The following is an 18,329-nucleotide window of genomic DNA, read 5'->3' on the forward strand; positions in this document are numbered from 1 at the left end:
TATTCAAGACGGGGCCGTTGGCTTTTAAAAAGTCGAATTGCAATTAGGGGGTTCTAAATTCGACATCAAAGGACATATTGTACGATGTCAGGCCGCTAAGCGCGTTGGAAATAGTCAATGTGCCACCCACATATAAATCAATGGTGCCGTCGGTGCCGGTCATAAACCAAGTGTCTGCCCCGGCAATAGGTGACAAGCTCGTAGCATTAAGATCATTGACAAGGCGCGCTTTTGGCGCGAATGACAACCCCTGCGCTCCATCTTCAACATAGTTAAATCTTACAATTAGCTGTGTATTGGGGGTCGATTGAATTCGGTAGTGGGCGAGTTGGGCGCTGCCTAAGCACATATTATCGGGGCTAGAAATATTGCCATTTATCGGGTCTAGTTCACAAAACCCTGACTTAGGCACCAATTCACCAAAGCTGAGTTGGGCTTGTTGGGTGATACTATCCGCCAGCGAATAAGCCGCAGGCGCAAACTGGAACAATGCGGTTGCAACAATCAAATAACTGGCTTTAGACATGTTAGAGTTCAACAACTTTTGCTCCTTTTCGGTAAACGTATGGCAATGCATTATAAGCGTCTTGAGCAAGTTCTTCCGTTAAAAAGTCACCTAAATAGACGCTGCATCGTTGATTATCGTTTTCTACATAGGTGTTTACTAATTCACTTTGTAGGATATAACTTTGGCATTCTTGCTCTGTGGTATAAGTTTCTAGCAAGACGGCAAATACAGTGCGAATCGTGCTAAAGACTCGAACATAGGCATCGGTGCGCACGTTAGGTGGGATCTGATATAAATATTGGTTGGCATCTTCTCTTAAATTAAACTCACCGGCCATTACCGTGCAGTATTTAGTCCCCATACTATAAAACGCTTTATCGACCCCCGTTCGTTTTAAATCAGTCGTGCGCATATGGCAATATTCGCGGTCGTCATATGCGCCAAACTGAATCGAGAAAAACTCACCACGTTGTAGTTCCTTAGATGTCCTTTGGTTTGTTTTTGTCAGGGAAGTAGAGATATTTTGGGGCTCAATATCGCCTTGATAATTTTCGTCAACTTGGCTGCGATTAATATCTGAGATCGTAATCGTGTCGACCGTAAGTACTTGGTCGCTGCCGGTTAAGGTCAGTTTGATGGTTTTGGGATAGGCGTATAGCTTTTTACTGGCCAAAAACGCTGGGTCTATTCTGAGTTCGTATTGCCCTTAGCCATTGGTCTTCAAACATATAATAGTGTTCGATGTCAGATAACGTCTCAGCCACGACTTTTGAATTTTTATCCACTAGCTGAACCGGCACAAATTTGGCTTTTTGACCATAAGTTTTGTCTTCTAAAATTCCATCTAGCGTGACAGCATAATTAAATGGAATGTCCAATGATGTCACACCGCCCGCGTGGGTATAAAACCTGAAATTATCATTAACTGGTTTAAGTGCAGGGGATTTTGTTTCCATCGTATTAAAATGCACTTTAATGGGCGCATTGTGGCCTAGTCCCGGAAGATAGGTCAAACCCTGAGTGTTTGAACGTATATCGCGCCAGTATGGTTTTACCCCAAATTGTACCCCCGACAGCGGTTCATCGTATTCGTCATAGTGTGCATTCTGGTTATTATCGATGTAGGTCATCAAGTCTAATGTTGACGATGCCGCTGAGTATTCACTCTGAAAATTGACTTGGCCATTATGATAGTCGTAATCGATGTTAAAGGTTAAACCGGCACTCACTTGCCATTTAGTTTCACTCGAATAGCTGGTGCCAAAAACCATATTGAATTTTTGTTTTCTGACACTGACATTCGTAGACACTCGATATTGATTGTCGACATTGTATTGCCCATTAAATGAAGCATAAATGTGCGCTGGGGCTCGCCATGTTGCATTCAAATCGATAGAGTCGAGTTCTGTTTTTTGGCCTTCTCCGTTTTCAATATTAAAATTGGCACTTGTCCGCAAATACCATTTATCACCAATAGGAGATGAAATTGCGATTTTATCAGTGATATAGGCCGTTGAGTTTAAAGCACTGTTGTAGCTGTAATTAACGGTATTGGTAATATTAAATTGTTTGAAACGAGATGAGAGAACAAAGTTAAGGTCATCAAACTGGCTATTGCCACTCACCCCGTCTAGTTCAAAGATATTTGATTTTGAATATCCATTTAAGCCGAGTCCTACTGCGCCTAGCCTTGCGGTAAATCCAGCTCGATAGCCGTTTTGTTCGCCAAGCGGTGCAGTCGCATCTCGATTATCATAATTTTTGTTTGAAAATGCCCCGGCTGAGTATCGAAAGTTATTGCCAAAATTACCGAGCAAATTGACATCAAATTTGTATTTGTCGTGTTCTTGTATAAATACATTCACATCAGCCAGCGCATTTGGTAATTGTCTGGTAAGTGAAATGATACCTTCATGCAATTGCGAATCATCTGGGTTTTGCTGGACAAAATAGGACAAGCCTAAGCTTGTTTTGGCATTTAGCCCAAACTCGGTCTGAATAAATGCAGCAGGGGATGAGGACTTTTCACTAAATTGCTGATTGTTGAACAGGCTACTGCCAGTATCAATGATGCCGCCATTGAAATTAAATTCACCGGGTTTCAGCATATTGTGACCAACGATAACTTCGCGGTCGATAATTTGTTCTTCACCATATGGACCGTACAACTTTATTTCAAATCGGTTTATGCCGTAGGTCGTATCGATGTTAGAAAAAATAATTCTACCATCTTCTGCCACCGTACCGGTTTCCATCAAAAAACCATTTTTATACAACTCAGCTTGCCATCCTGCAGGGGCATCTTCTTCGATGTTTATTTTGCCAAAATAAGAACTGTATTTGGCCTGATCACTGCCAAATACAACACCTAGGCCAGAGTAGCCCGATTGCAATCTGGTATTGCTGGCGGAGACATCACCAAAAGCATAATGATTTAGACTGCCTAGAATTTTTTTGTCCGGAGCCGTTTGACTCCGCCGCATACTAAAACGTGCGGTAAGTTGGTTGTCGGTGTTTTGCGCCATGCTCAAGTGAGACGCATGGTAAAGCAAGTCGTTGTAAGTTTGTACATTTAGATTGAGTTGGTCATTTAATTGATTTTTACGCGCGGAAATTGAAACATGGCCTTTAGGGGGCGTATAAATTCGATATTGATCTTCGATTAGAAAGTCGTATGTTGGATCCTGCAGATCAGACTGTTGCACAACTTTGTTATTGCTTCTCGCGAGTCGTTTTTGTATTGGAAATGGCTGTCCTTGAGAGACAAACTCAATGGCAAGATCTTGAGTTTTCATGGTGATGTTGGCGTTAATTAAATAGGCCAAGGTCGTTGTATCTAAGTAAAGTTCATTGTCGATAAGTACGGCAAAGCTTTTTGACATTTTTTCTGATTTGCTTAAATCAGTAACGCCGTTTTTAGACGGCGGTGTCTGTTGCAGTTGAAACAAAACATTCGATTGTTCAATTTTGCCAGTGATTAGACCGCTTTTAGGACCGTAATTTAGGTTGAGCTCTAACATACCAGTGACGACGTAAAAAGGCAGAAGTACCTTAGTCGTTGTGGTAATAAATATCCGCGCTTTCGTATAGCACCAAATCGCGATTTAAGCGCAGATCATAAATATCAAAGTCGACTTCATCTTGCGTTAACCACTGCACGCTACTTGTCGAAGTAAAACTCAACAGGAGCAAAAAGTGAAACACAGGTGACTTATCTTCATCGTGTAATGGATGCGTTAGTTAATCACAGTGGTTAGCGAAATATCGCCACCAAATTGTGGCGTTTCTTTAAATTCGATGATCACTTTGCCTTTTGGCTTTGCTTTTAACGGCAGCAACAGCGGTACATCTGCTGATTGCAAATAGTGTGAAAATCCTTTGCGAACCGCTAAAACGCCAGTGTCGTCAGATACGGAGATGTCGCCAAATAGTGATCTTTTTCCACGACGACTTAGTATTGCCTCGGCAAAATAACGCTCGTTAGTGTTGCCGATATGGGCTTGTTGAATGGCTGCTTCGACTTTAAGCTCCCCTTGCGAACCACTACCGGAATATTAAAGACAAAGTTTGGCTGAATTTTAATTCCCGCTGTTGCGTTATCAGTTTGTTCACGACATCTTAGGTTTAAATAACTGACCCATTCCCCACTTTTTTGTTGGACTAATCTACGAGCTAAAACCCGTACTTTTTGATTAGACTTAGCTGGAATTAAAACGCGTTTAGGTGAAATTCGAAGTAAAGACTGAGCGCTGGTCGCTGGCAAATTGTCTTTTGTCGCGACCGTCAGTTGACCTTCTGGAGATACGTTATGGTCGACTAAATTGGTGTAACAATAGGCATCGGTATCGCCCTGATTAAATATCTGGTAATTTTTGGTACTTTGTTTTTCAGTTAACAGTACACGATAATCCGTGAAATGAATGTTTGGACCTGCGCTGGCCGAGTTGACAAAAACGCCAAGCATGACGATGGCAATATTAAGAAAAAACGTGGCGATACAGTCATGTTGATACCTACTTGAAGCTCTAGTTAATTTGGGTGATAGGCCCGTGGTAAATTTAAAAAGAAACTAAAGTGTAAAACAGCAGGAAACTCACAAAAAATAAGCTTAACAGCATGGTAGTTTTGACACATTTTTCTTTCATTTTTGCTCATAAACTATAAAGCAGGAATAGTGCCAGTAGCGGTAAAATCAAAGGGTTTTTAAAGATAATGGCAATAAAAACATAAGACCATGAGCAGCGCGCTGGGAAAGTGTAAAACTGGGCCTCAATTGACATTGAGTTTTGCAGTGATGGCATTACCGAACAGACAATGAAAACTCGTAATAGGCTAGATGAAGATAATTAAAATGAAGGAAAACAAAAGAGTGAAACACGATGTTCCACTCTTTTATATGCTGACTAGTATGTGGCAGTAATGTCGAAGCTACCTGAATATGGCGTATTGGCGGTAAGGTCCTGCAATACGTTTACCACACCACCAACAACAACAACAATTGAACCATTGTCACCGACAGTTATGCTCACTGGGTTATCTGCGATAATCGCAACCGGTGAAGAAAAATCGACGGTTGAGTCGTTTTGTACGAGAAAGCCGCTTGGTGAGAAATTAAAATCAGTGCCGCCACTAATTGAAGACACCGTTACGTTTGCCGTTTGTCCGGCCACGCCAGTGATTTCATAGACACCTGATAAATTGTTTGCAGTACCAGAAGTTATTGCAATACAACCGCCATCACCACTACTTAAAGAATCTTGAATGTCAGAATTAGCAATAACGCCGACACTCGCTGACGACGCTGCTGCAACCGCCGTTGTTACTGTACAAGAGGTTGCGGCTTTACCAAATACGTTGGCAACACCAAAGGTTAACGGATTGTTTTCTACAATTTGAAGATCCTGCACCGTTGTGAACGCTAGCGTAAATGACGTTGTAACCGCCGTTGAAGATAAAGGGGCGATAACAAGCGCTGCACCTAAAAATACTTTATTTAACAAATTCTTTTTCATAATCAGTTACCTTTTGGATCTAAGTCAGATCTATATACGGTTGTTGCTCGCGAGAACATACGGTTTACGTACTTTAATATTTACTTATCGGACGATTGAACAACATCTTTAGTAATTTTTTTAGCAATTAGCGACCGCGGATTACGATGTCCTGCCCTTCAACGGTAGGGAACGCATTTTCAAGGACAAATGCGGGCATAGATAACGTATAGGCGGCAAGTATTGCCCCACTTTTTGTCGAAACAAGTCGGGCGTTTATGTTCGCACCATTTGGTGAGTAATTAATAATGCCGCTAATGACATATTGAGTCGTAATGAGATTGTTGTTTCTATTAAATATAAAACTGCCTTGAGGTGATAAGGCAAGCTGTTCGGAAACGTTAAAGTCAACAACCCGATACCCGGTTTCTTGCAGTGAAACAAGTAAGTCCTCTGCTATTTTATTCCCTAGCGGATGGGTGTTTGTTAAGTTGTCATCTAAATCGACAAATGATGCGACAGACACGGACGAAAGCTTATTGATATCAACTTGTTGAGAAAGTTCAAATGCAATTCGGTCAGCGTATTTTTTAAGAATTTTAGCGTTCAAGTTTTTGTTATCGGTACCCATTTCCATCGATACGTCTGGTGTGAAACCATAACCGTATTGCTTAAATCGATTGGCATAATGTTCCGCATGGTAATTTGGCGCAGCGCAACCCGCGAGACCTAAAATTGAACTTATTAATAATAAACGTAGTTTCATAACCTATCCGGAAGTGCTTTAATAACTATGAACTTAAGGCCAATTATATGGCTAGTTTACGTCGATAACGTTGCAAAATTTCAAACTCGCTTCGTAAATCGTTATTAAGTCATCATCGATGACTCATGTGACAAAATAGCGTACTAGTTGATGTAAAAAATCAATAAACACTAAGCTAGAATTGCGTTTGTCGGGCTTGTTATATTTCTTATTTCGTCATTGGTGATTGACCAATAGTTTGATCCATACTCGAAAAAACAACAACCATAATGTTGTAAGCAATATATAGGCCATAGCAACCTACAAGGGAATCGTCATGAATAAAGGTTTTCAGTCCATTGGTCCAGTGCTGACCATGATAATAGTATCCAGTTTGTCTTCATTTTCGTTGCAGGCAATTGAAGTATCGGAAAAGGCGAAAAATATTGCCAAAAATTCCATTATTGCCGACAGCCATATTGATGTGCCATATCGAATTAATAAAAAGTGGGAAGATGTCACTGTAGCGACCAAAGGGGAGATTTTGATTACCCTAGAGCTAAGTTAGGCGGCTTAAATGCACCGTTTATGTCGATATATATTCCTGCAACGCTTGAAGCTGATGGTAAAGATTTTGGCGTACAATTAGCCCATAAGTTAATTGACTCCGTCGAAGCAATCGCCGCTAGAGCGCCGGATAAATTTGCCATTGCGTATTCAACAAGCGACATTGAAAAACACTTCAAACAAGGCTTGATTTCATTGCCGATGGGAATGGAAAATGGCTCGCCGATGGCAGGTGATATCGACAACTTAAAGCTGTTTTATGATCGCGGAATTCGCTATATCACGCTTTCTCATTCACTTGCGAATCATATTGCAGATTCAAGTTATGACCTTCGTCGTAAATGGAAAGGGCTAAGTGACTTTGGCAAAATACTTGTTAAAGAGATGAACGACATCGGTATGATGATTGATATTTCTCATGTCAGTGATGACGCATTTTATCAAACATTAGAAATCACACGGACACCGGTAATTGCCTCACACTCTTCTTTACGTAAATTCACCCTAGGATTTGAACGTAATATGGATGATAATATGATCAAGGCATTGGCCAAAAATGGCGGCGTTATTCAAATTAACTTCGGTTCAAGTTTTGTCTCTGCTAAAACCCGCATGTGGGGAGATACGTTAAGCGCTAAATATAAAGCCGCAGGCACGTCGTACGGAGAGCCGAAAGCAAAAGAAATTGAAGCGTCGTATCGTGCTGCATCGCCATATCCGTATGCAAATTTAGAAACGGTGTTAGATCATATTGACCATGTTAAAAACTTGGTTGGTATTGATTATGTTGGTATTGGCTCCGATTTTGACGGTGTTGGCGATTCATTACCTCGTGACTTAAAAGATGTGTCTTATTTTCCACATTTAGTACAGGGCTTAATGAATAGAGGTTACAGCGAATCAGAAATTAAGAAAGTTTTAGCGGGTAACTTGCTTCGTGTTTGGCGTGCTGTAGAAAAAGCGGCTAAATAGACTTAACCATTTAAATACTCTGGGGAGCGAATTAAGGGTTCCCCTATATTCCATGTACTCTTAATTCCATATTATAAATTGGAAATGGGAGGACGAGCCGTGCCAATAACAAACGTTAACATTACTGAACTAGCAGACGCCATCGTTCTCGATGACGTAACGGATGTATTTTACCGTAGTTTAGTATACTCCCATTTTTCTAGATGTGACGCCGACCCAAAGAACAAAATGGAAGCTGAACTCGACGCTAAGTTAGAGATCAAGCTCGCAAGGCAGCTAAATTGGGCCGCGTCTTTAACAAGTTTAGATACCGTAAATCATAAGTTTAGCCATTTTATTGAAATGCTTCACATGGGGCAGCTAACGCAAGCTAAACTCACCGCTATTTTAACCGATAATTATTGGTTAGCTCAGGCATTTAAAGACGTAAAAATTAAGTTGAATTTGCCGACAGATGTCGAATTTTATGTTTTAGATCATAAAAAAGGCGATCCTTTGAGTGAGGTGATTAACTCTATTTGTTGGCGTTATTATTATTTGCAATTAAGTGAACCGTGCCGCCAATTGTTAATACAGTTAGTCAATTTGTCTCGTTCGTTTGTACATTACTCACAGCTTATCTGTGAAGAAGAAGGTCATTCAGTCAGTGCGGATGATTTTTATAACTTAGCCTTTTTTAATGGGTTTCCTACTTATGTTATGTTGCGATTATTTGATCGCACCGTGCAAAGTTTAAAACAGGAGCGCCTTAATTTAATTCCAATCGAAAATTTTGCCGAGCGAAAACAAGTCGACGCGTATCAAATAAACGGTGATATTTTGTTGAGTTTTTTAAAGTTCGATGAATTTGTAAAGCCACATGTTTTTGACTGTATTAACGTTCCAGCTCCTATTCAAAGCAACTTGATTAATGGAAAAGAATGTCCGGATTTAAAAACCAAAACTTTTCTCGCAGGACGAACTCAGGCAATTAAAAATTTGATGGTTGAAAGCCAAGTATTAACCGCGCAACAAATCTTAAATTATAATCAACAAATTGGTATTAATTTTGAGTTTCAAAACCTGGAAAGTTTGCATGAGAAGTACGCTAGCCCGATGGCAAAGTTGTTTAATGTAACCTAATTATAACTTGGCCAAGTACAATCGTGCGATTTATGAATATTGTGGTACAGATTAAATTTTGATTCTGCTAATATTACGGAACTTTTTCCATTAACGATGTCAAACTAGACAATTGTTTACAACTCATACAGCAGTATTTTCATGAAAATTTTTCTCGCAATCTTTATATCACTAGCTCTTTCAGCCTGCAGTACGTGGGTCTACAAATATGACATTACACAAGGTAACTTTCTTAACCAAGATGATGTTAATAAATTACGAGTAGAAATGACGCAAGAGCAAGTTAAGTATGTACTTGGAACTCCGGTTCTGGAAAACCCTTTTTCGTCAGACAAGTGGCACTATATCCACACCAATAAGTCGGGTAAAACAGATATAACGATACGTCGTGAGCTTATTATTATCTTCAAAGACGGTAAGTTGTTTGAAATTGAAGGTGATTACAAAAGACCAGAACAATTTGAAACCCCGCTAGAGTCTTAATTCTATTGGCTATCAATGACCAAAATTGGTAAAAATACACACAAAAAAGGTGGCCTTAGCCACCTTTTTTATTCGGCTTGTTTTTTCCTTGGATTGACTCTGCCGCCGGTAACTTTGTCAGCTCGGCCTTCTTCAATTGCCTTTTCCGCACGGCGCTTCCTAACTTCCTTTGGGTCGGCAATTAGAGGGCGATAAATTTCAATTCTATCGCCAGCCACTAATCCTTGGCTTAACTTACAAGTTCGCGACCAGATCCCGACCTTGTTATTAGCCAAATCAATTTCTGAATGTTTGGCAAGGATACCGCTGAATTTAATCGCGTGTTCGACGTCAAAATTAGCAGGGACGTCAAGCTCCAATAAGGTTTGCTGTTCCGGTGTTGCGTACGCAATTTCGATAGTAATTTTGTTATCCATAAACAACTTTAGCCCGTTGCGAAAAAGCATTGACCATATTAACCGCAACTTGGTTAAATATTTTGCCAAATGCCAATTCAATCATTTTAGAAGAAAATTCAAACTCTAATTGTAATTCGACTTTACACGCATTGCTATCGAGTTCTGTAAACACCCATTGCCCCGTTAGGAACTTAAATGGACCATTAACTAAAGAAAGTTCGATGGATTTACCAGGGTGTAGTTTATTGTGCGTGGTAAACCACTTTTCGATCCCGGCTTTTTTAATCAACAAAGAGCCTTCAATTTCGTTATCATTAATGTATTTACTCGATGCCTTTGCACAATTTGGAATAAATTGCGGGTATGCATTAATGTCGTTCACTAAGTCGAACATTTGTTGGCCGTTAAACATAACGAGCGCACTGCGTGAAATTTGAGCCATAACAACTGGTTGAGATGATAATTAAGAGAATTTCAGTATTCTAACAAACTTGGATAGAAAATGGCGGATAAATGGTTATAATCCGAGGTTCATTAATACTAAGATAAGAATATGTCCAACAAAAAATCAAAATCTTCTTCAAATACGATTGCCTTGAATAAAAAGGCACGTCATGAATATCACCTCGACAAAAAGTTTGAAGCAGGTGTTGAACTTCATGGTTGGGAAGTGAAAAGTATTCGTGACGGAAAAGTGAATATTTCTGACTCCTACGTATTTTTAAAAAATGGCGAAGTGTTTTTATTAAATTCACAAATTCAACCGTTGAATCAGGCCTCCTCACATGTTGTTTGCGAACCGAATCGTTCTCGTAAGTTGTTATTGAAACGCAGAGAGATTAACGAACTTGTCGGTGCTGTAGAACGCTCAGGTTACACTTTGGTTGCCACCGCGATGTATTGGAAATTGAATTGGGTCAAAATTGAATTTCATTTGGCTAAAGGTAAATTAAGCCATGATAAACGGACTGACATTAAAGATCGCGACTGGAATCGTCAAAAAGAACGTATGATGAAACACTCTGTCAATTAATCTTGTTGCGCTTATCGATGACACATTACTAAATAAGACGTTGCCGAGATTTGGCTTTCCGACCCGATTTACTGTCATACTTTGCTTTTAAAAGTTTGAAATTAATTTATCGATTTCCCGTTCTATTTTTAAAGTGATGTCAGTAGTGACGGGAAACTTATGGAAGTTGTATTTTATGCCTGAGCAGGAAAATCAGACAAAAAAACTTGTCGACGATAATATTTTATTACTAAACCAATTGGCCCAGTTCGTTCAAGAACAGGCCAGTCAAATATATAGTTTACCTAACGAGCAGCTGCAAAGTGGCAGTATTGGTGCCCACGTTAGGCACATTATCGATCATTATTTAAGTGTGTTAGTCGACGGTGGTGTTGTCAATTATGACCAACGAGAACGAGACGCGAATATTGAAATTAACGCAACTTATGCGGGCGATATTTTAAATGCACTGTGTTCCGAGTTATCTGACTTATCAAAAAGTGACTCGGTTAAAGTTGTGATTAGCACAAATGTCGAAGGTCCCTCATCTACCGTTGACAGTGCCTATGATCGAGAATTATGTTTTCTGCATTCGCATACAACTCACCATATGGCAATAATTCGTTTACTCGCAATACATAACAACATTGTTTTACCTTGTTATTTTGGTAAAGCGGCTTCCACTCAAAAATTTGAAAAGAATGTGCAGTTTTAGCTGGCAACAGTTTGGTGATACATTAACTGTGGTGTTTAATCGTGATGAATCAACAACACGAAGCAAGGCACAACATCCTAAATATTACACTGAAAACGGTGTACGTTTTATAATGCCAAAAGATCCCGATGGTGATGGAAGTTGGATTGCAGCAAACGAATTTGGTTTTGTTTTTGTCTTACTGAATGACTATCAAGGGCAAGTAAAGCCACCGCAAACCTTAATATCACGGGGCCAGTTAATTCGTTCATTAGCGAGTTGTCGAGACTGGCAAACGATAAAACAAAAAGTCGCTTGCTGGCCGTTATCCCAAAGCCAACCATTTCAACTCGGTGTTATTGCAGCCCAGCAGCAAATGTTTTGGCACTACAATGGCTTGGTGTCTCAAATCCTGCCTACAACACTGCCAAGCGCTTTGTTTTCCTCGGCTCACCCTGATGTTAAAAACATTGTTAAACTTCGCCACAGTCTACTGCAACGTACTAAAGCAAGCTGTGTTGAGGAGTTAGTGCAACTATTTAAGGGGCATAAACCTGATTTAACAGATGTAGCGAAACTGAATTTGCCGAATAGTCAAAAACATAAATGTGAAGCGATTAATGGTGATGTGATAAAAGCGGGAGTGGGCAATACGTATTCGATTTGTATGCATCGAGATGAGGCGAATACTCAATCTTTGTCATGTATAGAATTAAAAAATAGCAGTATTGAATTTTCTTATTGGGACGGCCAACCTTGTCAGGTTGACCGTCCAATTACAATGTCGTTGCCGCTAGTTACCGCAGATTTCTTCTAAGGTATCTTTAGAAAATAAGAATTTATTATTTATGGTCGATTGTTTACTGGCCATAATGAGATAACTATCTGTTGTAGCACCAGTAATTTCCTCAGTTAGTGACACATAACCTATTGCAAAGTCAGGGTCAGTTCGAGTGAATGTAATGGCTGCGTTATCGTCAGAAAGTTGATGTTCAAGTCCGCCTCTACACGCTTTTATTTGCCAACTGAAAACAGGCGTTTCTCTCGACCAACGTAATTTAGCTTGCCATAGCATTTCTGGTACTAATGTTGTGCGTGCGCCGTTCAATGTTAATACTGCTTCAATGTCGGTGAACCCAGTGGCATCAAAGTCGTCACTAAACGAATCGTTACAGTTATCTAAAGAGCCACTATTATCAAGTTGTGCTTCTTCACTTGGCGTAACTGACATAGTACATGGATAGTCATCGATGGCCTCAACGGTTAGAGTGTGTGAACCACTGCGTTTAGGCGTGGCATATGACATAACATAGAGTCCATCTTCGTATGTTTTGATTTTGGCAAAGGTTGATTGTAATAACCCATCGAGTTCGTCAAAGTTTTCTAATTGATAGATGTTATCCGTTGCAGTAAATTCACTAAGAGTTGCTGTATCTGCTTCATCACCGATAGCAATAAAATATAAGTCTTTACCTTTTGCCGCATTTAAAGCTGCGCTGGTTGACGAACTATCTGAGTTATGGACACCATCGGTAAACAAAATTAAGCTCCCGTAGCTCAGTAATTCAAGGGATATCTCATTTTGCCATACTTCTGCACCTTGCTTAATTGCGCCGTATAGATTGGTTGAGTTGCCACCAATTTGCACTGCATCGAGCTGTTCGATAATAGCTTCTGGGTCCTGACTGTTTTCTATAACTACGTCAACTTCACTGTCAAATGACAAGATAGTAATTGACTGGTTTGGCAATAACTTTGATTCTTGTGTAACCGGATCGGCAATGACATTTTTAATGGCATTTTTTATCGACGTTAATTCATCGTTAAACAATGAAGAGCTGACATCGATTACAAATACAGTTTGGTATTCGGCATTATAATTACTGAGTTTATCCACTTCTAAAAATGATTCTCGTGGAGAAATAACTGAACCGTTCTCAAGGACGTTTAAGTAATCGGTAATATTTGACTTGTCTATTGAGTCAACTGCAGTACCAGTAAAACGGTCGATTAGGTGAAATGCAAAGGTTAGCACTGAAGGCGCTTCTTCTTGGAAGGCTAGGGCATTAAGGTTGTAGGCTTTAAAATTCTCTGCAAGGCCATTACACACGATAGTAACATTATTGATATTGCCGATAGCTGTGCCGCTTCCGTTAGTAACTAGGCAGTCTAAATTGTCACTGCTGGTATTAACGGTGACGGAATAAGTCGCATTTTCTTCAATTCGAGTTGGGGATGTAAATGCACCATTGTTCGTTATGGTTTCTAAGTTACCATTGACATAGATACTGATCTCACCCGTTAAACCTTCAACGACACCTGCTACAGAGACTGTCCCTTCAAGTTCGCTATTTTTATCATCACTGCCTGAGCAGGCCACGTTTAATACCAGAGAAGATAATAAAATTGCACGTTTAAACATTGATATTCCTTAATTTAATTTCCTAATTCACGGCGCTCTTGCCTATACTTTTTTCCATTTCCTGATCTCTGCGCAACTGAGCAGAAGATAAGGTTAAGACACAAGAACTCGACATGTATTCGGTTTTGTTTGTCGTCAGAACAATCGTGCGTTCTTTTGGACAGTAGACTGAATCAACATGACCACCGTAGTCACCAGCAACAACTTTACTTATGGTGTCCACCAATGACTTCAGGTTACCTGACTCAGTAAAGTGCTGCTTAATAATGTAATCGTATTTTAAATCCCAAATTACCGCGACGCCTTCTTCTTGAGCAAATCGCTCTAGGACGGTTTTTATCGTTTCGTTTTCTTTAAAACTACGTTTTTTATTTTCGCCTTCCCAGACTGGCGAGCTATGAGGATACTTCGTCACGTCGCAGTTCCAACAATTCTGTCGCGTTTCGTGGCGATTTAGGTAATTCGATTGTAAAGTCGTCTAATCGACTGCCACCGGGTTTTATTGCTTTGCGGACTTCGGCATAAAACTTTGCGACACCTTTTGCCACAGGGTTTTCACTTGTTTGATTACTGGCGTCTGTACCCCAGTAAATAAATCCAACAATAAGTAACAATAAAATACTTGGGAACAATATTTTTCCCATCAATCCCGAGTGTTTTTTAACTGGTTTATTCGTCATTGTTTTTCTATTTTTATTTATACAACGAAGGATCTGCTTCGTTAGGTCTGGTTTTAAATCGGCGGTGAACCCACATATACTGTTCCATGTTATCTGCAACGGCTTCTTCAACCCACTGATTGACTAATGTCGCATTGGCTTCAGCATTGTCCATATGGATAATTTTCAAGTGGCGGTAAAAATTCGATTTCGTACCCTTGAGTGCCGGGTAATCTTTTCAATTTTGTCGGTATCGTCGTGGCATTTTTATGTGAGGCAAATATCTCTGTGCCGGTCGTTGTCGCCGCTTGTGCAACATCAAAAAACGGCACAAATACACTGCGTTTTTACCATAATCGTGATCGGGCAAATACACGGTGACTTCACCTTTTGATAACGCTTTTAGCAACCCTTTAACATCCCATTTACCCACCATATACTTATTTGAAACACAGCGTCCGCGATATTGAACCCATTCGAGCACTTTATTATTGTGTGGTCGATAAAAACCAACACATGGATAGCCTTTTTCGCCCAATACGCGCGCCATCATTTCGAGGGGTAAAACATGGAAAAACAATAAAAAATGCCTTTTCCTTGAGCCAACGCAGAATCAATATGTTGTTGCCCTTTGACGTGGACAATTGATTGCACTCGCCATTTTGGCCACCATAAGGACATCCCGCTTTCAAATAAAGCGATACCTGCATTTTTAAAATTAGTTAATACCAATTTCTTACGCTCGTCCTCAGGCATATTAGGAAAACAAAGTTGCAGATTTGTTAGCGCTATGTCGCGACGACGTTTCATTAATTTATGAAGTAAAGAACCAATTCCACTCCCTAAACGAAATTGAATTGTCAAAGGCAACCAACTCAACAAGTAGAGAAATGAAATGCCAATCCACGTGAGCCAAAATTTAGGCGCAAGCAATGACAAAGAAAACTTTGGCGCTTGAAACTTTTTAGATACAGAAGTTGTACTCAAAACAATTACCAATTGAAAACGTTGTGGGAATTTTACCCCAACCGTGAGGTATTGATAACCTTTAATTTGACATAAAAAAGGAGCGATACGCTCCTTTTAATAAATTAGTTTGTGGTTAGCTCGCGCTTAACCCTGAATTAACAGCGTTAACATCTTCTGCTGTTAACAAACCTGAGGCTTGCTTAAGGTTCATCATGGCCAAAATATAGTCATAACGAGTTGAAGATAGCTGGCTTTTTGCACGGTATAAATTTTGTGTGCTGTCTAATACATCAACGATTGTACGTGTACCCACTTCAAAACCTGCTTGAGTCGCTTTTAATGCGCTCTCTGCCGATATGACTGATTGCTCTAATGCTTTGATCGTTGAAACTAGTGCCGTAACGTCTGCATAAGATGTACGAACTAAGCGAACCACAGCACGGTGCGTTTCTTCACGGTCTTCGCTGGCATACACATAATTTGCTTGAGCTTGACGAACTGCACTGGAGGTTGCGCCACCAGAATATAATGGCACGTTAAGCGTTAATCCGATTGAGTTGCTATTTAGCGCTTCAGTATCAAATGTACTTAAGTCAGTATCTTGTGAGCTTATTGACGCATTTAACGTCAAGGTTGGGTAGTGACCAGCACGAGCTCGTTTAATATCAAACTTTGTCGCTTCTAAAACTAATTCTTTTGCTTTAAGTTCTAAATTATTATTTTCAGATTTAGTGACCCACTGCTGTACTTTTAATGGTTTTGGCAATGTTGCAGAGAATCGTTCAGTATTTAAGCCGTCAAATTTGGCATAATATTTACCGGTAATTTCTCGGATGGCTTCTTTTGCAATTTCAACGCTGTTGCTTGCGCGGATTTCAGAAGCGACTGAGTTATCATATTTGGCCTGCGCTTCATGTACATCAGTAATTGCAGTTAAACCAACGTTAAATCGTTGTTTGGTTTGTTCAAGTTGACGTTCAATGGCTTTCTTTTCAGCCTGTACAAATTCCAAATTATCTTTGGCTTTTAATATATCGAAATAGGCTTTAGTAACGCGAGAAATTAGCGCTTGTTTCGCCAAGTCATAACCCGCCTGCGCTTGTAATGCACGCTTTTCAGCAGCATCAAGTGAATACTACAGGTATCCATTCTGAAAATGGCTTGGGACAAAGAAATACCGTATTGTAAATCTGTATATTCGTTGTCATTGACAGCAAACGTAGTTGAATCGATTGATTCAGAATTTGACAATGTATAAGAACCCGTCAGGTTGACACTTGGTAGTAAACCAGAAAAAGCGGTTTTTTCAGATTCTCTTGCGATATCGTATTGTGCCTTTGCCTTTAAAGTGGCAGGATCATTTCGCATTGCATCTTTGTATGCGTCTAAAAGACTTGTAGCAGATGTTGGCAAACTTGCAGCTGTAAACAATATCGCTAAAGATGCGGTTAAAAATGATTTTCTCATCGTGTTTCCTTAGTTGAAAGCGAATTTCCAAATACATATATTGGGTTAATTGTCAGCATTGTAACGTTTCTAATTGATATAAGTAACGTTTTAGTCGTAATAAAACAATGCTAAATGTAACAGAATATGTGCTTTTCTCTCTTTATTATAATCAAGTTGTATTAGAAGTCTCTAATATAAGTAAATAATTTTTACTCTAAAACGGACAATTTATATGTCAATGAAGCCATTTACTTCACAATTCAACCATTCTGACGTAAAAAACCTTAAAAAGAAACCATCTACCAAGGTTTTTTAAACTAGAACAATATTCTTTCCAGCATAGCCTATTTGCCGGTGGTGAGAGTGCAGTTGTTTATCGCGAAATTTTAGAACGTGGTGACGCAGTTGCCGTCTTACCCTATGATCCAAAAACCAATCAATTGGTCTTTATCGAACAGATCCGCATCGGCGCGATTAATGACAAAAAGTCGCCTTGGTTATTGGAAGTCGTTGCCGGCATGATAGATAAAGATGAAACAAAAGAACAAGTTGCACTTAGGGAGGCCGAAGAAGAGGCTGGGTTGATTGTCGAAGAGCTGATCCCAATGTTAAACTACTTATCCAGTCCAGGTGGCACAACGGAACGAATTCACCTATTTTTAGGCATTGTCGATACGACAGAAGTGGGTGGCATCTATGGTCTTGCTGAAGAACAAGAAGACATCAAGGTACATGTAATGGATTTTGATGATGCGTTGGATTTGTTTAATCAAGGTGTTATCGATAATGCATCGACTGTAATTTGTATTCAATGGTTGGCATTAAATAAAAGTAAAATAGATACAAGGTTTAAATAATATAAAAATGACAGCTGTGCGCCGCGGGTTTGGCCAAAAATATGTCCCTAACCTTAAAAAACTGCAACATACTTGCACCCGCAACTATGGCTTATTGCTGCGTCTTTTACCTATGGAATATAACTTGAACCAAACTTGGGTGTTATCCATATCAAAAAATTTGACCTTTGAGTTAACGGTCACTGATATTAGCCGTTACACTGAGTCTTTTACTCTTTTGCAAGTGGATAGTCAGTTACCTGTAAACATGAAAACAAATATCGATTTTCGTGTTTACCATGACGCACAAATGGTTGAGGTTACTGGTTTTCAAAAGCAAAACTGGATAAAAGCAAACAATCCTTATCCAAACCCAAAGTTGCATCATAAAGATGAAAAGGTTCAAGTTAATTTGTTATTGAAAGACTGGTTAAACTTAGTTGTTAATCATCAAGCGAGTGGCGTAGACCCTTTAGTTCAAGCGCCTGTCTCATTATAAATC

The 18,329-nt window shown here is 39.6% G+C and carries 18 protein-coding genes and 4 pseudogenes; 8 read left to right on the forward strand and 14 right to left on the reverse strand.

Annotated features, from left to right (window positions below; all coding sequences use genetic code 11):
* Positions 1-43: 43 nt before the first annotated feature.
* The 7 genes from PN838_RS23360 to PN838_RS23390 form a co-directional block, all read right to left on the reverse strand.
* Entirely contained in the window at positions 44-541 is a 498-nt protein-coding gene (locus PN838_RS23360) for a hypothetical protein (RefSeq protein ID WP_215964346.1), read from the reverse strand.
* Complete coding sequence (locus PN838_RS23365; protein ID WP_272182181.1) at positions 528-1,181, reverse strand: hypothetical protein; 654 nt, start codon at positions 1,179-1,181, stop codon at positions 528-530. The genes PN838_RS23360 and PN838_RS23365 overlap by 14 nt, the downstream gene beginning before the upstream one ends.
* Complete coding sequence (locus PN838_RS23370; protein ID WP_272182182.1) at positions 1,171-3,528, reverse strand: hypothetical protein; 2,358 nt, start codon at positions 3,526-3,528, stop codon at positions 1,171-1,173. The genes PN838_RS23365 and PN838_RS23370 overlap by 11 nt, the downstream gene beginning before the upstream one ends.
* A 216-nt stretch (positions 3,529-3,744) precedes the next feature.
* Entirely contained in the window at positions 3,745-3,870 is a 126-nt protein-coding gene (locus tag PN838_RS23375) for a hypothetical protein (RefSeq protein ID WP_272182183.1), read from the reverse strand.
* 89 nt (positions 3,871-3,959) lie between these two features.
* Positions 3,960-4,472 (reverse strand): hypothetical protein, encoded by a 513-nt coding sequence (locus PN838_RS23380; RefSeq protein WP_272182184.1) that lies wholly within the window; start codon positions 4,470-4,472, stop codon positions 3,960-3,962.
* 439 nt (positions 4,473-4,911) lie between these two features.
* Positions 4,912-5,520 carry a hypothetical protein gene (locus PN838_RS23385; protein ID WP_215964349.1) on the reverse strand — a complete coding sequence of 203 codons (609 nt, stop codon included), beginning with the start codon at positions 5,518-5,520 and terminating at the stop codon, positions 4,912-4,914.
* A 127-nt stretch (positions 5,521-5,647) separates the two neighbouring features.
* Positions 5,648-6,265, reverse strand: coding sequence for a FlgO family outer membrane protein (locus tag PN838_RS23390; protein WP_272182185.1), 618 nt, complete (start codon positions 6,263-6,265; stop codon positions 5,648-5,650).
* A 355-nt stretch (positions 6,266-6,620) separates the two neighbouring features.
* Between PN838_RS23390 and PN838_RS23395 the strand changes: the two are divergent.
* The 3 genes and pseudogenes from PN838_RS23395 to PN838_RS23405 all read left to right on the forward strand — a co-directional run bounded on the left by PN838_RS23395 (position 6,621) and on the right by PN838_RS23405 (position 9,388).
* A pseudogene (locus PN838_RS23395) lies at positions 6,621-7,783 on the forward strand (dipeptidase).
* Between the two features lie 99 nt (positions 7,784-7,882).
* On the forward strand, positions 7,883-8,905 hold the full coding sequence (locus PN838_RS23400) for a hypothetical protein (RefSeq protein WP_272182186.1): 1,023 nt from the start codon (positions 7,883-7,885) through the stop codon (positions 8,903-8,905).
* Positions 8,906-9,046: 141 nt separating this feature from the next.
* On the forward strand, positions 9,047-9,388 hold the full coding sequence (locus PN838_RS23405) for an outer membrane protein assembly factor BamE (RefSeq protein WP_215964353.1): 342 nt from the start codon (positions 9,047-9,049) through the stop codon (positions 9,386-9,388).
* 68 nt (positions 9,389-9,456) lie between these two features.
* Here PN838_RS23405 and PN838_RS23410 read toward each other — a convergent pair whose 3' ends face one another.
* On the reverse strand, positions 9,457-9,804 hold the full coding sequence (locus PN838_RS23410) for an RnfH family protein (protein WP_215964354.1): 348 nt from the start codon (positions 9,802-9,804) through the stop codon (positions 9,457-9,459).
* On the reverse strand, positions 9,797-10,228 hold the full coding sequence (locus PN838_RS23415; protein WP_215964355.1) for a type II toxin-antitoxin system RatA family toxin: 432 nt from the start codon (positions 10,226-10,228) through the stop codon (positions 9,797-9,799). Before PN838_RS23415 ends, PN838_RS23410 begins: the two co-directional genes overlap by 8 nt.
* Before the next feature lie 111 nt (positions 10,229-10,339).
* Here PN838_RS23415 and smpB point away from each other — a divergent pair, with 111 nt between their 5' ends.
* From smpB to PN838_RS23430, 3 genes are all read left to right on the forward strand, one after another.
* Positions 10,340-10,819: an SsrA-binding protein SmpB gene (smpB, locus tag PN838_RS23420; protein ID WP_215964356.1), complete on the forward strand. Its 480-nt coding sequence runs from the start codon at positions 10,340-10,342 to the stop codon at positions 10,817-10,819.
* Between the two features lie 136 nt (positions 10,820-10,955).
* A complete protein-coding gene (locus tag PN838_RS23425) occupies positions 10,956-11,513 on the forward strand; it encodes a hypothetical protein (RefSeq protein ID WP_272182187.1) in 558 nt (185 codons plus the stop codon).
* Entirely contained in the window at positions 11,500-12,309 is an 810-nt protein-coding gene (locus PN838_RS23430; RefSeq protein WP_272182188.1) for an NRDE family protein, read from the forward strand. Before PN838_RS23425 ends, PN838_RS23430 begins: the two co-directional genes overlap by 14 nt.
* Here PN838_RS23430 and PN838_RS23435 read toward each other — a convergent pair.
* The 5 genes and pseudogenes from PN838_RS23435 to PN838_RS23455 all read right to left on the reverse strand — a co-directional run bounded on the left by PN838_RS23435 (position 12,286) and on the right by PN838_RS23455 (position 17,009).
* On the reverse strand, positions 12,286-13,914 hold the full coding sequence (locus tag PN838_RS23435; RefSeq protein WP_272182189.1) for a vWA domain-containing protein: 1,629 nt from the start codon (positions 13,912-13,914) through the stop codon (positions 12,286-12,288). The genes PN838_RS23430 and PN838_RS23435 overlap by 24 nt on opposite strands.
* Before the next feature lie 22 nt (positions 13,915-13,936).
* The gene (locus tag PN838_RS23440; protein WP_272182190.1) at positions 13,937-14,329 is read right to left on the reverse strand and encodes a TcpQ domain-containing protein; all 393 of its coding nucleotides are present in this window, start codon (positions 14,327-14,329) and stop codon (positions 13,937-13,939) included.
* A complete protein-coding gene (locus PN838_RS23445; protein ID WP_272182191.1) occupies positions 14,310-14,594 on the reverse strand; it encodes a SurA N-terminal domain-containing protein in 285 nt (94 codons plus the stop codon). Before PN838_RS23445 ends, PN838_RS23440 begins: the two co-directional genes overlap by 20 nt.
* Positions 14,595-14,607: 13 nt before the next feature.
* A pseudogene (gene lpxL / locus PN838_RS23450) lies at positions 14,608-15,560 on the reverse strand (LpxL/LpxP family Kdo(2)-lipid IV(A) lauroyl/palmitoleoyl acyltransferase).
* A gap of 115 nt (positions 15,561-15,675) precedes the next feature.
* Positions 15,676-17,009 (reverse strand): annotated as a pseudogene (locus PN838_RS23455) (TolC family outer membrane protein).
* A gap of 347 nt (positions 17,010-17,356) precedes the next feature.
* Here PN838_RS23455 and PN838_RS23460 point away from each other — a divergent pair.
* Positions 17,357-17,848, forward strand: a pseudogene (locus PN838_RS23460) (NUDIX domain-containing protein); the annotation flags it as partial.
* 7 nt (positions 17,849-17,855) lie between these two features.
* Positions 17,856-18,326 (forward strand): DUF1249 domain-containing protein, encoded by a 471-nt coding sequence (locus PN838_RS23465; protein ID WP_215964363.1) that lies wholly within the window; start codon positions 17,856-17,858, stop codon positions 18,324-18,326.
* Positions 18,327-18,329: the final 3 nt, after the last annotated feature.

This window comes from Psychrosphaera algicola (genome assembly GCF_028401425.1).
GTDB classification, from domain to species: domain Bacteria; phylum Pseudomonadota; class Gammaproteobacteria; order Enterobacterales; family Alteromonadaceae; genus Psychrosphaera; species Psychrosphaera algicola.

Bases quoted from the DNA above. Each gene is read 5' to 3' on its own strand.
- PN838_RS23425 (WP_272182187.1), top strand. From the start codon at position 10,956: ATGTCAGTAGTGACGGGAAACTTATGGAAGTTGTATTTTATGCCTGAG.
- PN838_RS23385 (WP_215964349.1), bottom strand. From the start codon at position 5,520: ATGAAAAAGAATTTGTTAAATAAAGTATTTTTAGGTGCAGCGCTTGTT.
- PN838_RS23405 (WP_215964353.1), top strand. From the start codon at position 9,047: ATGAAAATTTTTCTCGCAATCTTTATATCACTAGCTCTTTCAGCCTGC.
- PN838_RS23390 (WP_272182185.1), bottom strand. From the start codon at position 6,265: ATGAAACTACGTTTATTATTAATAAGTTCAATTTTAGGTCTCGCGGGT.
- smpB (WP_215964356.1), top strand. From the start codon at position 10,340: ATGTCCAACAAAAAATCAAAATCTTCTTCAAATACGATTGCCTTGAAT.
- PN838_RS23415 (WP_215964355.1), bottom strand. From the start codon at position 10,228: ATGGCTCAAATTTCACGCAGTGCGCTCGTTATGTTTAACGGCCAACAA.
- PN838_RS23410 (WP_215964354.1), bottom strand. From the start codon at position 9,804: ATGGATAACAAAATTACTATCGAAATTGCGTACGCAACACCGGAACAG.
- PN838_RS23370 (WP_272182182.1), bottom strand. From the start codon at position 3,528: ATGTTAGAGCTCAACCTAAATTACGGTCCTAAAAGCGGTCTAATCACT.
- PN838_RS23465 (WP_215964363.1), top strand. From the start codon at position 17,856: ATGACAGCTGTGCGCCGCGGGTTTGGCCAAAAATATGTCCCTAACCTT.
- PN838_RS23435 (WP_272182189.1), bottom strand. From the start codon at position 13,914: ATGTTTAAACGTGCAATTTTATTATCTTCTCTGGTATTAAACGTGGCC.
- PN838_RS23430 (WP_272182188.1), top strand. From the start codon at position 11,500: ATGTGCAGTTTTAGCTGGCAACAGTTTGGTGATACATTAACTGTGGTG.
- PN838_RS23445 (WP_272182191.1), bottom strand. From the start codon at position 14,594: ATGACGAATAAACCAGTTAAAAAACACTCGGGATTGATGGGAAAAATA.
- PN838_RS23380 (WP_272182184.1), bottom strand. From the start codon at position 4,472: ATGCTTGGCGTTTTTGTCAACTCGGCCAGCGCAGGTCCAAACATTCAT.